At 47.1% G+C, this 14,696-nt stretch carries 18 protein-coding genes; all 18 read right to left on the minus strand.

What is annotated here, in order from left to right; all coding sequences use genetic code 11:
- Positions 1–41 precede the first annotated feature (41 nt).
- A complete protein-coding gene (locus tag C1T29_RS21960; RefSeq protein ID WP_208945560.1) occupies positions 42–437 on the minus strand; it encodes a F0F1 ATP synthase subunit epsilon in 396 nt (131 codons plus the stop codon).
- 23 nt (positions 438–460) lie between these two features.
- Positions 461–1,882 carry a F0F1 ATP synthase subunit beta gene (atpD, locus tag C1T29_RS21965; protein WP_020453255.1) on the minus strand — a complete coding sequence of 474 codons (1,422 nt, stop codon included), beginning with the start codon at positions 1,880–1,882 and terminating at the stop codon, positions 461–463.
- 25 nt (positions 1,883–1,907) lie between these two features.
- Entirely contained in the window at positions 1,908–2,762 is an 855-nt protein-coding gene (atpG, locus tag C1T29_RS21970) for an ATP synthase F1 subunit gamma (RefSeq protein ID WP_020453256.1), read from the minus strand.
- An 88-nt stretch (positions 2,763–2,850) separates the two neighbouring features.
- A complete protein-coding gene (gene atpA, locus C1T29_RS21975) occupies positions 2,851–4,359 on the minus strand; it encodes a F0F1 ATP synthase subunit alpha (protein WP_020453257.1) in 1,509 nt (502 codons plus the stop codon).
- Positions 4,360–4,366: 7 nt separating this feature from the next.
- Positions 4,367–4,921: a F0F1 ATP synthase subunit delta gene (locus C1T29_RS21980; protein WP_020453258.1), complete on the minus strand. Its 555-nt coding sequence runs from the start codon at positions 4,919–4,921 to the stop codon at positions 4,367–4,369.
- Complete coding sequence (gene atpF / locus C1T29_RS21985) at positions 4,918–5,436, minus strand: F0F1 ATP synthase subunit B (protein ID WP_020453259.1); 519 nt, start codon at positions 5,434–5,436, stop codon at positions 4,918–4,920. The genes C1T29_RS21980 and atpF overlap by 4 nt, the downstream gene beginning before the upstream one ends.
- A gap of 174 nt (positions 5,437–5,610) precedes the next feature.
- Positions 5,611–5,823, minus strand: a complete 213-nt coding sequence (gene atpE / locus C1T29_RS21990; RefSeq protein ID WP_020453260.1) for a F0F1 ATP synthase subunit C — start codon at positions 5,821–5,823, stop codon at positions 5,611–5,613.
- Positions 5,824–5,872: 49 nt separating this feature from the next.
- Positions 5,873–6,604 (minus strand): F0F1 ATP synthase subunit A, encoded by a 732-nt coding sequence (gene atpB, locus C1T29_RS21995; protein WP_023857083.1) that lies wholly within the window; start codon positions 6,602–6,604, stop codon positions 5,873–5,875.
- A gap of 7 nt (positions 6,605–6,611) precedes the next feature.
- The gene (locus tag C1T29_RS22000; protein ID WP_020453262.1) at positions 6,612–6,995 is read right to left on the minus strand and encodes an ATP synthase subunit I; all 384 of its coding nucleotides are present in this window, start codon (positions 6,993–6,995) and stop codon (positions 6,612–6,614) included.
- 400 nt (positions 6,996–7,395) lie between these two features.
- The gene (gene upp, locus C1T29_RS22005; protein WP_208945561.1) at positions 7,396–8,025 is read right to left on the minus strand and encodes a uracil phosphoribosyltransferase; all 630 of its coding nucleotides are present in this window, start codon (positions 8,023–8,025) and stop codon (positions 7,396–7,398) included.
- A 127-nt stretch (positions 8,026–8,152) separates the two neighbouring features.
- Complete coding sequence (glyA, locus tag C1T29_RS22010) at positions 8,153–9,400, minus strand: serine hydroxymethyltransferase (RefSeq protein ID WP_025810647.1); 1,248 nt, start codon at positions 9,398–9,400, stop codon at positions 8,153–8,155.
- A 227-nt stretch (positions 9,401–9,627) separates the two neighbouring features.
- Positions 9,628–10,170: a TIGR01440 family protein gene (locus C1T29_RS22015; protein WP_020453265.1), complete on the minus strand. Its 543-nt coding sequence runs from the start codon at positions 10,168–10,170 to the stop codon at positions 9,628–9,630.
- Positions 10,171–10,185: 15 nt separating this feature from the next.
- Complete coding sequence (gene rpiB / locus C1T29_RS22020) at positions 10,186–10,635, minus strand: ribose 5-phosphate isomerase B (protein WP_020453266.1); 450 nt, start codon at positions 10,633–10,635, stop codon at positions 10,186–10,188.
- 137 nt (positions 10,636–10,772) lie between these two features.
- Entirely contained in the window at positions 10,773–11,228 is a 456-nt protein-coding gene (locus tag C1T29_RS22025; protein WP_023857079.1) for a low molecular weight protein arginine phosphatase, read from the minus strand.
- Between the two features lie 150 nt (positions 11,229–11,378).
- Complete coding sequence (locus C1T29_RS22030; RefSeq protein ID WP_023857078.1) at positions 11,379–11,939, minus strand: manganese efflux pump MntP; 561 nt, start codon at positions 11,937–11,939, stop codon at positions 11,379–11,381.
- A gap of 74 nt (positions 11,940–12,013) precedes the next feature.
- A complete protein-coding gene (locus C1T29_RS22035) occupies positions 12,014–13,057 on the minus strand; it encodes an L-threonylcarbamoyladenylate synthase (protein ID WP_025810646.1) in 1,044 nt (347 codons plus the stop codon).
- A gap of 157 nt (positions 13,058–13,214) precedes the next feature.
- Entirely contained in the window at positions 13,215–13,658 is a 444-nt protein-coding gene (locus C1T29_RS22040) for a GNAT family N-acetyltransferase (RefSeq protein WP_023857076.1), read from the minus strand.
- 343 nt (positions 13,659–14,001) lie between these two features.
- A complete protein-coding gene (gene spoIIR / locus C1T29_RS22045) occupies positions 14,002–14,661 on the minus strand; it encodes a stage II sporulation protein R (RefSeq protein WP_020453271.1) in 660 nt (219 codons plus the stop codon).
- Positions 14,662–14,696: the final 35 nt, after the last annotated feature.

Genomic DNA, 14,696 nt, shown 5'->3' on the forward strand with positions numbered 1-14,696 from the left:
AAGAACCCTTCCCATCCTTAATATGGGAAGGATCCTCATCTTTATCTCGCAACATCCAACCGGTTAATCGCGCGTTTTAAAGCAAGCTCTGCCCGAATAATGTCAACATCTGGCGTATGCTTTTGCAAACGTTCCTCGGCACGCCGTTTTGCGGCCAAGGCGCGTGCTTTGTCAATTTGTTCAGATGTTTCCGCCGTCTGGGCCAGAATGGTGACATGGTCAGGGCGGACTTCAACTATGCCCCCGCTGACGGCAACCAGCTCAGTTTGACCGTCTTTTTTCAGACGGACTGCAGCAATTTTTAGCGGAGCAACCGTCGGAATATGGCCGGGTAAAATACCAAGCTCACCGCTCTCTGCTCGAACGCTTACCATTTCTATATCCGCATCGTATACTGGGCCGTCGGGAGTAACGATATTGACTTTTAAGGTCTTCATGCTTTTACCCTCCTAGGACCAGATTATACTTCTACACCCATTTCTTTCGCTTTTTCGACAACTTCTTCGATTCGGCCGACAAGACGGAAAGCGTCCTCTGGAAGGTGATCATACTTACCTTCAAGGATTTCTTTAAAGCCTTTTACCGTTTCTTTGACAGGAACGTAAGAACCTTTTTGTCCTGTAAACTGTTCAGCTACGTGGAAGTTTTGCGATAGGAAGAACTGTACGCGGCGCGCACGGCTGACGACAAGCTTATCATCGTCAGAAAGCTCATCCATACCGAGAATCGCAATGATATCCTGAAGCTCTTTATAGCGCTGCAGGATTTGCTGTACTTGGCGGGCCACTTGATAGTGCTCTTCTCCGACGATTTCTGGCGCAAGTGCACGAGAAGTTGAAGCCAGAGGGTCAACCGCAGGGTAAATACCCATTTCAGACAGCTTACGCTCAAGGTTTGTTGTCGCATCCAAGTGAGCGAACGTTGTTGCCGGTGCCGGGTCAGTATAGTCATCGGCAGGAACGTAGATCGCCTGAATCGATGTAACGGAACCGACATTTGTAGAAGTGATCCGTTCCTGAAGCTGACCCATTTCAGTTGCAAGCGTCGGCTGATAACCAACCGCAGACGGCATGCGTCCAAGAAGTGCAGATACTTCAGATCCGGCTTGAGTGAATCGGAAGATGTTATCGATAAAGAACAATACGTCCTGGCCTTCTTTATCACGGAAATGCTCTGCCATTGTAAGTCCTGTCAAGGCAACGCGCATCCGCGCACCAGGCGGCTCGTTCATCTGACCGAAGACCATTGCCGTTTTGCCGATAACGCCGGAATCTTTCATTTCATAGTAAAGGTCGTTTCCTTCACGCGTACGCTCGCCGACACCCGCGAATACAGAGATACCGCCGTGCTCTTGAGCGATGTTGTTGATTAGCTCCTGAATCAAGACGGTTTTTCCAACTCCCGCTCCTCCGAAAAGACCGATTTTTCCGCCTTTAATATATGGAGCGAGCAAGTCGACGACTTTAATACCCGTCTCTAGGATTTCAACCTCGGTTGATAGCTGATCAAATGTTGGAGCTTCTCTGTGAATCGGATCTTTGGCAGCATCAGCCGGAAGCGGCTCATCCAAATCGATGTTTTCCCCGAGTACATTAAATACGCGGCCGAGTGTCACGTTTCCGACCGGAACGGAGATCGGCTCTCCCAGGTCGATGGCTTCCATTCCGCGTGTAACACCGTCAGTTGAAGCCATTGCAATCGTCCGAACTGAATCATCACCCAAGTGAAGCGCTACTTCAAGGGTAAGTTCGATATCTACTTCATTCTCGTTCTGCGCTTTATGTGTAACTTTAATCGCATTATATATTTCAGGCAAGTGACCGTCTTCAAAACGAACGTCTACGACCGGTCCCAATACCTGGCTAACGCGTCCTTTTTTCATCTCTATCCCTCCTGACAAGCTTTTTCTATTCTAAGGCAGCTGCACCGCCGACAATTTCCGTAATCTCCTGCGTAATCGCCGCCTGACGAGCACGGTTGTAAGACAGTTCGAGGTCAGCGATAAGCTCTTTCGCATTGTCCGTTGCGTTTTTCATCGCTGTCATCCGCGCAGCATGTTCACTCGCTTTACTGTCCAGAATCGCGCCGAAAATCAAGCTCTCAGCGTACTGAGGCAGAAGCACTTCCAAAATTTCTTCTTCGTCCGGTTCAAATTCATAGGAAGTTCTTTTTTTGTTTGGCGCGATATCTGATAATGGCAGCAGCTTTTTCTCTGTCACCTCTTGAGAAATCGCGCTGACAAAGTGGTTGTAGAACAAGTAAAGTTCATCAAATGTCTCATCGATAAACATTTGTATCGTACTGTTCGCCAAATCCTTAATTTCTGGAAAGGAAACTTCGTCCCTGATGCCGGTCATTTCGGAAATAACCGGGATGCCGCGTTTTTTGAAGAACTCGCGTCCCATTTTTCCGATCGCGATGACCGCATATTCGTCTTTTGACTGATGGCGCTCCTGGATTTTCTGGTACGCTTTGCGGAGAACGTTAGCGTTAAAAGCGCCGGCAAGTCCGCGGTCAGATGTGATGACCAGATAGCCGGTCCGCTTCACGGGACGGCTCGACATCATCGGATGCGTTCCGGTGTATCCAAGCGCAATATCAGCAACGACTTCCTGCATTTTCTCCATGTATGGAACGAACGATTTCGCTTTACTCTCAGCGCGGTTCAGCTTTGAGGCAGAAACCATTTGCTGAGCTTTGGTGATTTGACTCGTTTTTTTATTTGAAGTAATTCTGGATTTAATATCCCGTAATGAGGCCAAAAGGTTTCACCACCTTTTTGTTTTCAAATTCACTCCGAATTTACGTGAAAAAGAGAGAAAAAGAAGATCTTTTTCTCACTTCAAATGTTTAGTTGCTAGGTGCAAACGTACGTTTAAAGCCTTCGATCGCAGCCTTCATGTCCTCGTCGGCCGGAAGGTTTCCTGTCTGAGCAATTGAATCAAGGAGATCTTTATGGTTTTGATCAAGGTACATAAAGAACTCTTCTTCAAAGCGTCTGATGTCCTCTACAGGCACATCATCAAGGAATCCGCGGGTCAGGGCATAAAGAATGGCAACCTGCTTTTCGACGCGGAGCGGCTGGTTCAGATCCTGTTTCAGAACTTCCACTGTACGGGCTCCACGGTTCAGCTTGGCCTGCGTCGCTTTATCAAGGTCAGATCCGAACTGTGCAAATGACTCAAGCTCGCGATAAGATGCCAAGTCAAGACGAAGCGTACCGGCTACTTTCTTCATCGCTTTGATTTGCGCAGATCCACCGACACGGGATACCGATAATCCAGGGTTGACGGCAGGGCGCACGCCTGAGAAGAACAAATCAGACTGCAGGAAGATCTGTCCGTCTGTGATTGAGATGACGTTTGTCGGAATATAGGCTGAAATGTCGCCAGCCTGCGTTTCAACAAACGGCAATGCTGTTAAAGATCCTCCGCCTTTAGCGTCGCTCAGTTTCGCAGCGCGCTCAAGCAAGCGGGAGTGCAGGTAGAATACATCTCCAGGGAATGCTTCACGGCCTGGAGGACGGCGCAGAAGCAAGGAAAGTTCACGATAAGCCGTCGCTTGTTTTGAAAGGTCGTCATACACAACCAGCACGTGTTTTCCGTTGTACATGAATTCTTCACCCATCGTAACACCCGCATACGGCGCTAGATACAATAGCGGTGCAGGCTGTGAAGCGGAAGCTGTGACAACGATGGTATAGTCAAGAGCGCCTTTTTTGCGCAGCGTTTCAACGACACCGCGAACAGTCGATTCTTTCTGACCGATCGCAACATAGATACAAATCATGTCCTGATCTCTTTGGTTCAAGATCGTGTCAATCGCAATCGATGTTTTACCCGTCTGACGGTCACCGATGATCAGCTCACGCTGACCGCGGCCGATAGGAATCAGCGCATCGATCGGCTTAATTCCCGTTTGAAGCGGTTCATGAACGGATTTACGATCCATAACACCAGGTGCCGGGCTTTCGATCGGACGGGTTTTGCTTGTGAGAACCGGGCCCATTCCGTCTACAGGCTGACCGAGCGGATTGACAACGCGGCCGAGAAGCTCTTCACCGACGGGAACTTCCATGATCCGTCCGGTTCTTTTGACTTCGTCACCTTCACGGATGTCTTTGTAAGGTCCCAAAATAACGATACCTACGTTTGATTCTTCAAGGTTCTGAGCTAAGCCCAGCACACCGTTTGAAAATTCGACAAGCTCACCTGCCATACAGTTATCAAGGCCGTGCACGCGTGCGATACCGTCACCGACCTGAATTACCGTACCTACGTCGTGAACTTCTATTTCAGACTGATAATTTTCAATTTGCTGTTTAATAAGAGTGCTAATTTCTTCAGCTTTGATGCTCACTTAGGTTTCACCCCTTCTTTCGATTTTCGCCTGCTAATTGACGTTCTATCCGGTCAAGCTTTCCTCTTACACTGCCGTCATAAATACGGTTCCCGATGCGGATTTTTACTCCGCCGATCAGATCCGGATTCACTTCGTTTCTGACGCGCAGTGAAGCGGCGCCTGCTTCTTTTGCAAACACTTGAGAAAAAGAGGAAATTTCCTCTTCGCTGAGCGGTTTTACAGAGTATACGATCGCGTCTTCCGTCCCGCGGAACCGGTTCGCCATTTTAACATAATCGTCCGCGAGATCCGGGACGATTGACGTGCGGCTGCGGTCAACGAGAAGATAAAGCGTATGTAAGACTGCAGTCGAAACAGATCCGAACGAGTCTTTTAAAATCTGCTTTTTCTTTTCAGCGGGCACTTTAGGATGACTCAGAACGGCATTGAGGTCTTTATGATCAATAAATATCTTCTTAACGACGGTCAGCTCTTCTTCTATTTCATTGACCTTCTTGGATTCAAGGGCAATGTCAAACAAAGCGGCTGCGTAGCGTTTGGAGACAGCTGATTGGCTCATCGGCTTTCTCCCACTTCTTTAAGATAGTCTTGGATCAATTTTTCCTGGGCTTGTTCGTCAAGCTCTTTTTCGATCACTTTCGAAGCGATCATCACAGACAGTGATGCAACCTGCTCGCGCAGCGCGCTGACAGCCTGGTCTCTTTCTTTGACGATCTCGCTTCTGGCTGATTCTTTCATGCGTTCTGCTTCCTGGCGCGCAGCCTTGATGATTTCATCCTTTTGCTGTTCTCCCAGTTTTTTCGCGTTTTCAATCAGAGAATGGGATTCTTCACGCGCTTCTTTCAAAAGCGCCTGCTGCTCTTCAATGAGCTTCTTCGCTTCTTCATTCTTTTTCTCGGCAGAGGAAATCTCTCCGGTAATGTAGTCTTCACGCTCTTTCATTATATTTAATAGCGGCCCTAAAGCGTATTTCTTCAAGAGCGCTAACAAAATCAGCATGGCAACAAGCTGGAACAGCATTGTTCCGGCATTAAACCCTACTCCTGCACCCATAACCTGTGGTAAAAAAGACATCGAATACGGCAACTCCCTTCTTGCAGATTATCTCTCCGAGGCCATCGAAAAAATGTTCTCCCTCTTTTTTCAAGAGGTTGTTTCTTCCGGCCGTTATGACAGTTCAAGCAACCATAAAGCAATGGCGAAGGCCTCTTGCAGTGATCTTCGCCATTTTACTAGTTATATAAGTTTTTAGCCGAAGAATGCTAAGAACGCGATAACAACAGCGATAATCGGAAGGGCCTCAACCAATGCTACCCCGATGAACATAAGCGTTCTTAATTCTTTACCAGCCTCAGGCTGACGTGCGATTCCTTCTACTGTACGTGATACGATAAGTCCGTTACCAATACCTGCACCAAGTGCCCCTAATCCAATTGCGATTGCAGCTGCTATTAAATTCATGAAAAAGTTCCTCCTTTAAATTGTTATCCTTTTCGGATATGTCTTGTTTTTAGTGTTCATGACTTACTTTGTGAGACATGTAAACCATTGTTAACATCGTGAAGATGAATGCCTGGATTGTACCTACGAACAAGCTGAACGCCTGCCATAAGATCATCGGCACAACCGCTCCAATGGTTCCAACCAGCCCCATGAAAATGCTTTGAGAATAGAAGTTGGTTGCCATTCCGGCAAGAAGGCCGAGCAGAATTTCGCCGGCGAAAATATTACCGTAAAGACGCAATCCCAATGTTAATGTATTCGCAAATTCTTCAATAATTTTGAGCGGCACTAAATACGGAATTGGTCTGAAGAAATCTTTGGTATACTCCCCCAACCCTTTTCTTTTCACTCCGTAGTAATGAGTGAGGCCTACTACCATGACGGCGAGGGTTAAAGTAACCGCCGGATCGGCTGTCGGGGATTTCCACCATAATTCATGGCCTACTGTAATGGAAAACGGAAGGCCGAGCATGTTGGCAACAAATATGTACATCAGCAGGGTTATGCCAAGGGCGAGAAAGTCTCTGCCGACTTTAAGATCCATTGTGCTGCCGATAATATTGCGAACAAAGTCGACAATCCACTCCATAAAGTTCTGGGCTTTCGTCGGCCGGATCGCAAGTGTTCTTGTGGTCAGCACCGCTATCAGAAAGACGATGATGCTTGTCACAGTAATCATTAAGATACTTGATACATCAAAGTTAAGGCCTAAAAAGTTAACAACTCTTGATTCGTGCAAAGGGTCTTCACCTCTCTTCCATTGATGAACGTTTTAGCTGGATAAAGGAATCTATCATAATGACAGGATAAATTGTCATCAACCCCACAATGACGCCTGCCAAATGAATATATTCAGGGTATTTATAAGCAATGGCCGCCGCGATAATGGCGTTGCACAATCTGGAAGCAGTCCCGAGAGAACGGATCATTTTGCCTTTTGCCACTGCTTTATCGAAGGCCTGCATCCTTTTGGTCAGCAGCCAGAGATTGAAATAGCTGAAAACAGTGCCGGTAATCAGGCCTAAAAAAATCGCCTGAAATGGCAGAAATCCATAGCCTAACACGCAGACTGCTAAAATATATAGGACATATTTTTGTTGCCTACGGAATGAAAGACTCGCATCGGTCATCAAATACGCTCCTGATGTGAAAATTTTAAATCTATCTTACGATTACGGTAAACTAGGCGGTCTGACCATTTTACAGAACGTAGTGTTCTGTTCAAGACTTCACACACTCCGAAAATTCTCGGGCCGGTGATCTGTCTGTCGCCTGCAAATATGGGGTTTTCAAAGGATTTTAACAGAGGACTGGTCATTATGATAACCGCTATGAAAACCTTATCATAATAGCCTATTTTAGCATACAATAGCCCCCCTGAGGTGTCAATCTGTTTAAAGTTAAAAAACTATTCATAATCACAGCGTCTCTCACAAAATGTTCACAAATTCGCCCCATTTAAGACGCACACATGTTTAATTATGGTATAAAACACAAAAAAAGAAAACCCTTTTTCAGGATTTTCTTACATTATTTCGTTCCGAACATGCGGTCTCCGGCGTCGCCCAATCCGGGAACGATATATCCTTTTTCATTTAGTTTCTCATCCAAAGCGGCAATGTAAATGTCAACATCAGGATGATGCTTCTGAACTTCGTCTACACCTTCCGGAGCAGCGATCAGACACATAAAACGGATATTTTTTGCGCCGCGTTTCTTCAAGCTGTTCAGTGCCTCTACCGCCGAACCTCCGGTAGCCAGCATCGGATCGACGACGATGAATTCGCGTTCTTCAACATCGGATGGAAGCTTGACATAATATTCAACAGGCTTCAATGTTTCAGGATCACGGTAAAGCCCGACATGTCCGCCTTTTGCAGCGGGAATCAGCTTCAAAATTCCGTCTACCATTCCCAGTCCCGCTCTTAGAATCGGAACAACCCCGAGTTTTTTTCCGGCGATGACGTTTGACTTTGCCATTTGCACAGGAGTTTCTACATTCACTTCCTCCAGCGGCAGGTCCCGCGTAATCTCAAATGCCATCAGCGTTGCAACCTCATCAACAAGCTCTCTGAATTCTTTTGTTCCGGTCTCTACATCCCGGATGTATGTAAGCTTATGCTGTATAAGAGGGTGGTCAAACACATATACCTTTCCCATATCCGTTTTCAGCTCCTTTTTTTCACACACTTCTATTGATTCTACATAAAAAAACAGCTTGTTTCAACAAAAATCAGGAGACAATTTTATGAAAAAAGCCGCCCCTTTTGGGAGCGGCACAAATATCTTAGTAATCAAGCCCGGTATATAACGGGTATTTGCTTGTCAGCGCTTCTACGCGCTGTTTTGCTTCTTCCAGCTTCGCTTCGTCTTCATGGTTTTTAAGGGCAAGCGCGATGATCGCTCCCACTTCTTCGATCGCTTCCAGATCAAAGCCGCGGCTTGTCACGGCTGCTGTACCTACGCGGATTCCGCTCGTTACGAAAGGTTTTTCAGGATCATAAGGAATCGCGTTTTTGTTGACGGTGATGCCGACTTCATCAAGAACATTTTCAGCCACTTTTCCGGTCATGCCGAGAGAGCGCAGGTCGACCAGCACAAGATGGTTATCCGTTCCGCCTGATACGAGCTCGATGCCCTCTTTTTTCAATGTTTCAGCCAAGTGCTTCGCATTATTGATGACATTTTGGGCGTATGTTTTGAATTCGTCTTTTAAAGCTTCGCCAAAGGAAACAGCCTTTGCAGCGATCACGTGCATTAACGGTCCGCCTTGAATTCCAGGGAAGATCGACTTGTCGATTTGCTTTGCAAACTCTTCACGGCAAAGAATCATGCCGCCGCGCGGTCCGCGAAGCGTTTTATGAGTTGTCGTCGTCACAAAGTCAGAGTAAGGAACAGGATTCGGGTGAAGACCTGCTGCTACAAGTCCGGCGATATGCGCCATGTCTACCATCACATAGGCTCCGACTTCATCAGCGATTTCGCGGAACTTTTTAAAATCGATGGTGCGCGGATACGCGCTTGCCCCGGCCACGATCAGCTTAGGCTTATGTTTAAGCGCTTTTTCACGTACATCTTCGTAGTCAATATACTGCGTCTCTTTATCAACACCGTATTCAACGAAATTGTACTGAACACCGCTGAAGTTGACAGGGCTGCCGTGCGTTAAATGTCCGCCGTGAGCAAGGTTCATTCCCAATACGGTGTCACCGTGCTCTAAAATCGTGAAGTATACCGCCATGTTCGCTTGTGCGCCGGAATGCGGCTGAACGTTGACGTGCTCGGCGCCGAAAATCTGCTTGGCGCGGTCGCGCGCGATATCCTCTGCGACATCTACATGCTCACATCCGCCGTAGTAGCGTTTACCAGGATATCCTTCCGCATATTTATTTGTTAAAACCGAGCCTTGAGCTTCCATAACCGCTTCGCTTACAAAGTTTTCAGAAGCGATCAGCTCAATCTTCGACTGTTGACGTTTCCGCTCATCTTGAATGGCGCTAAAAACTTGTTCATCTTGCGCAGGTAAATGTTTCATCAGCGAGATCCTCTCCTATCTGTTTCCATTTCGTTAATTATACCATCTCATTGTACACGGTTTTTCATGCAAATGTAAGAGATTATTTTTAAAAATCGTTTTTTATTATTGGAAAAACCGAATATTAAACGAATAGACAAATCATATAGTTCGACATATCATTTGTTCAAAAAATTATTTTAATAAAGAAAAAAAGCCTGTCCGGCTCTTCCCCCTCGCTTCTTCCGCTACTCCGCTTCATAGACGGCGCGAACGCCTCCAATCAGCTTCGGCCTTGTCCGCGCAAGCGTCACATGCGCTTCACCCAGCTGTTTTTGAGAGACGCGGACAGGAACGGCCACAGGCTTTAAATGCATCCCTATAAACGTGTCGCCGATGTCGATCCCCGCATCGGCCTCTATTTGTTCAACAAGGACAGGAGCCTTCATATGTTGATAGGCATATGAAGCCATGGAACCCCCCGCTTTCGGAACAGGAACAGCAAAAACAACGGGAAGACGGTATGCTTTCGCCGTTTCTTCCTCGACAACCAACGCCCTGTTTAAATGCTCGCAGCATTGAAAAGCAAGGGCGACTCCTGTTTGATCCCTGAGCTCTTCTAAGCCTTTGTAGACCGCTTCAGCGATTTGTCCGCTTCCCGAAGTGCCGATTCGCCTTCCGGCCACCTCGCTTGTGCTGCATCCGATGACGACGATGTGGCCGTCGCGTAAATTTGCCTGCTGATGAAATTCATCTAATATAGAACGCCATGTTTGTTCGAGATTCTTCATGATTGACGACACCCTTTATTCATGCTTGTCTTCATAATCGGCGATTTTTCCGATGCGGACAGCGTGCCGCCCGGCTGAAAACTCAGTCGTAAGCCAAACCTTTGCAATCTCTCTCGCTAAACCAGGGCCGATCACCCGTTCACCCATCGCAAGAACATTCGTGTCATTGTGCTCTCTTGTCATTTTCGCGCTGAAAACGTCGTGGACAAGGGCGCAGCGGATGCCTTTTACTTTATTGGCGGAAATGCTCATGCCGATTCCTGTTCCGCATATTAAAATGCCTCTGTCAGCTTCCCCGTCCGCCACTTTTTGCGCGACCGGAAACGCATAATCCGGGTAGTCCACAGATCCTGAACCGCATTCGCAGCCGTAATCTTCGTATTCGATGTTCAATTCATCCATCAATGCCATAATTTCTTTTCTGATATTGATTCCGCCGTGATCTGAAGCAATGATTACTTTCATTGGAATGACTCCTCCTCGTTTGATGTGCCGCCAAAAGTCTCGTGCAGACCGTTAAGCAGTATACAGCCGCTATATATTTCTGATTGATCATGTCTATTGTACCCGCTGCCGCTCGATTTGCAAACGCTCCTTAGCTTCTATTCCCGAGATTTTCCCGCCAGCATTTCTGCCAATTTTTTCAGCAGCTGCTCCAGCTCATCTCTCGTTTTTTGATAGTCGCTGAGAGATCCGCCGAACGGGTCAATGATGTCCCCGCTTTCTCCTTTGACATACTCTTTCAGCGTATAGATTTTATCTCGGCTCTTTGAAAATTCATGTACTGCCACCTGTTTGTGCTGCTCCGTCATCGTCAACACGAGATCCGCCCATTCAACCTTCTCCTCGGAAAGCTGTGAAGATGTATGATTCAGAGCGATGTTTTTTTCAAAAAGCGCTTCGACTGCATATAAAGAAGCTTTTCCGTTTTCAGGAGCAAACAACCCGGCAGATTTGACGGAGACATCCAGTTTTTTTTCGGCAGCCGCAGATTTAAAAAGCGCTTCCGCCATCGGGCTGCGGCACGTATTTCCAGTACAGACAAATAGTATGTTCAATCCTGTTCACTCCTTTGTTCATATTATAAAGGATTCAGCCGGAAAATAATAAAATCCGCTCCAGAAATCAAAAAAGAGAGGATCTCTCCCCTCTTTTTCTAAGTTTCATTATGTTATGCAAAGTGGGAAAAAGATTTTCTCCTCTTTCAATTAAATGGGCAGCAAAAGCTTCAGGCCGAAGCTCAGTAGGATGGCTCCTCCGAGCGCTTCGCTGTAAGCTCCAAGCCACGTTTGAACCTTTTTTCCAAGCAGCAGACCCGCCCAAGTTAACACCATGCTGAACAAACCGAACAAAAAGATCGTTAATAGCGGTTTCGTCCCGTAGAGGCCGAGGCTGAGACCGACTGAAAAGCTGTCGAGGCTGACGCCGACGGCAAAAATGAATAAGCCGAAGCCGTGCGGAGAGATGATCTGCTCCCCGCTTTTATTAAAAGATGCGGCAATCATCTGAATGCCCAGCACCAATAAAAGCGCTCCTCCAAGATACCCCGCAAGCGCACCAAGCGCGCCCGAAAGAAACTGTCCCGCAATCATACCGCCAAGCGGCATGATGACATGGAACAATCCAATAATGACGCCGATTTGAAAGATTTGGTTCCTTTTCAGCTTGGCCATTCCCATTCCAAGACCGACTGAAAAGGCATCCATGCCGAGTGCAAAAGCCATGATCGAGAGCGTCAGGATTTCGCCTATTAACACATCAACATTCATGCAATTCCCCCTTGGACACGCCAGCTTTTCTAGCTTATGCACGTCCAAAGGCGGATAGAACAACCCTGCTTAGGCTACGCTTCGATTACGCGATGGCCTGCAGCTTTCAAGAGCCGGTTCATAATCGCCCGGCCCACCCCTTCCTCAGGGAAAGACTCAGCAAAAATAAAATCGAGCTGTTCTTCGTCAAAGCTGCGGAGAATGTCATACAAACCGGCGGCAACCGTTTCAAGACGGTCTCTTCTGCCGCAGATGCGGACGGCATCCGCCTGATAGGCACCGGCCCGTTCCTCTGTCGTAAGGACGCCGACTTTCATGCCGTCTTTCTGATATTGGCCGATCAGCCGTTGAATATCTTCAACGCTTCCGTTCACAATGGCAAGCGGGGCTTCCGGTGCATAATGCGCATATTTCATCCCGGGAGACATCGGCGCCTTTTTTTCGTCGGTGAGGCCCTGGTCAATCAAGACAGAGCCGGCCGCTTCTTCGAGCTGCTCTTTTGTGACGCCGCCCGGCCTCAAAATGACCGGAATTTCCCCGGTGCATGAAACAACTGTTGATTCAACCCCTACTCCTGTAGGACCGCCGTCAACGATACCTGCAATCCTTCCATTTAAATCGTGAACGACATGCTCGGCTTTCGTCGGACTCGGTTTCCCGGACAGATTGGCGCTCGGGGCGGCCACCGGAACGCCGGCCTGTCTAATCAGCTCAAGGGCAACAGGATGATCAGGCATTCTGACCGCGACCGTATCGAGCCCCGCCGTCACCTTTGTGGATAACACCCCGGGTCTGCAAGGCAGCACAAGGGTCAGCGGTCCGGGCCAAAAACGCTTCATCAGCATTTCGGCCTGAGGCGAATCAACCTCTGCAAATTCTCCGAGCTGTTCAATTTCAGCGATGTGGACAATGAGCGGATTGTCGCTCGGACGCCCTTTCGCTTCGTATATTTTAGCTACTGCTTCGCTGTGTTTGGCGTTTGCACCAAGACCGTAAACAGTCTCTGTCGGAAAAGCAACCGTTTCATTTTGCTTGAGCAGTCTTGCCGCTTGTGCAATTTGTGGACAGTTTGTGGACAAATCACGTTTTACATCCACAGTCCATACTTTTGTTTTCATTAACATCAAAACTCCCTTAACAAAACACTAAAAACGTTAATCATTCATGTAAATCCTGTTGAAAGTATAAAAGATGAAGAAAAAGAAAACAAGCGTTGTCCACATTTTGTGGATAACGCTTTTGAATCCGTGGATATCTCTGTGTATAAGTTAACGGCTAATTAGACGTTTTCTCCATCAAAACGGCTCCGTTTACGCTCAACGAGTCTGAAACATGCTCTGATCCATCAAGCTCTTCCGGAATTGCCGCAGCTTGTTTAAAACCGAGCACTTCAAGGAAATCCATCGATGTTCGTTTATTGGCAACTAAATACAGGGTTTGGATTCCCCGCTTTTCACACAATACCTGCATGCTTTGAAACAGGGAAACGATGTGGCCCTGGCTGAGCTTGTCAGACACGACAAGCGAGCGCAGCAGCCCTTTTTTGTTTTCAAATTCCTCCATTCCGAGGCAGGCGACGATTTCATCGGGAGGGTCTTCCATCATGATAAACTGGCTCTTCGCTTCCTCAATGCCTTTATGGCTTGTCCCCGCCTTTTTTAAAAACGCTTCGATCGCATTCATGTCTTTCATTTCCGCTAACCTCAATTGGTAGAACATCTTTTCACCCCGTTTTTTAACTTCTCTATCCAATCTATGAGGGCGACAGTAAAATATACCTTTTGATTTGGAATAAAGCCGGCAATTCATTTTTCAATTTTGATTAGCAGGAACTAATGCTTTGAATGAGTATGCAAATGAACTCTGTACTGGTGATAAGACAGTTTCTCTTTCTACCGGGCAATGTAATTGACACATCAGAAAGGGGCAGAAGGTGTATATTCGAAAAGCAGTATTTTCCCTGAACCGTTTTGGAAAATTATATCATATTCAAAAGCGTGAATAACCATCATGAAAAAACAAACAGTAAAAAACCGCCCTGCACGAAAGCACGGCGGTTCCTTTAAGAAAAAAGCCCGGTAATCCATTCGACAAGAAAAAATTTCACTTCTTTGTCTTCTTTATCTTTGCCAGATACCGCTTCATCTGCAGCGACTGTTTTTTCTTCCCGGGCGTTTTCCCCGGCATCGGTTTGTTCGTCTTCAGGCGACTTTACGGCTTCCCCATTGGAAAAATCAAGAAAGCAAAGCGGCGGAAACAGGACACACCACCAGTTGGCTCCCTCTCCCTTGCCTAATGTAATTAAAACAGCCTCATATTCTCCGGCTGGATACACCATATTGCCGTATAGCTTTGTCGGAAATGAAACTCGATCAAAACGGACAGACACGGATTGCCGGACATTTTCGCGCTTCATAACATCCTTGGCAACCTCTTTGATTTCGGGCAGCTTCGACCTGATGACTTGTCTCGCTTCCTCAACCGAGGTCAGGTTTTCCACCCATTTCGTAATTTGTTTATTGACCTCATCCCTGATTTTACGTTTGACGCTTTGGTCGCTCCCGCTGTCGCTGTTTGCCAAAATCCGCAGCCGAATCGCTTCATCTGGAATCACGGCAGGCTTCCCGTCTGATGATTGGGCCGTCTCTTCCGTCGTGAGATTTGCAAGCGCTCCTATTAATAAAAGAAAAATATACATACAGGCAATGTTTGATTTCTTCATTTTCCCCACCGTTCCTCTCCGTTCTTCAACCTTTT

The sequence above is a fragment of the Bacillus sp. MBGLi79 genome, assembly GCF_002953915.1.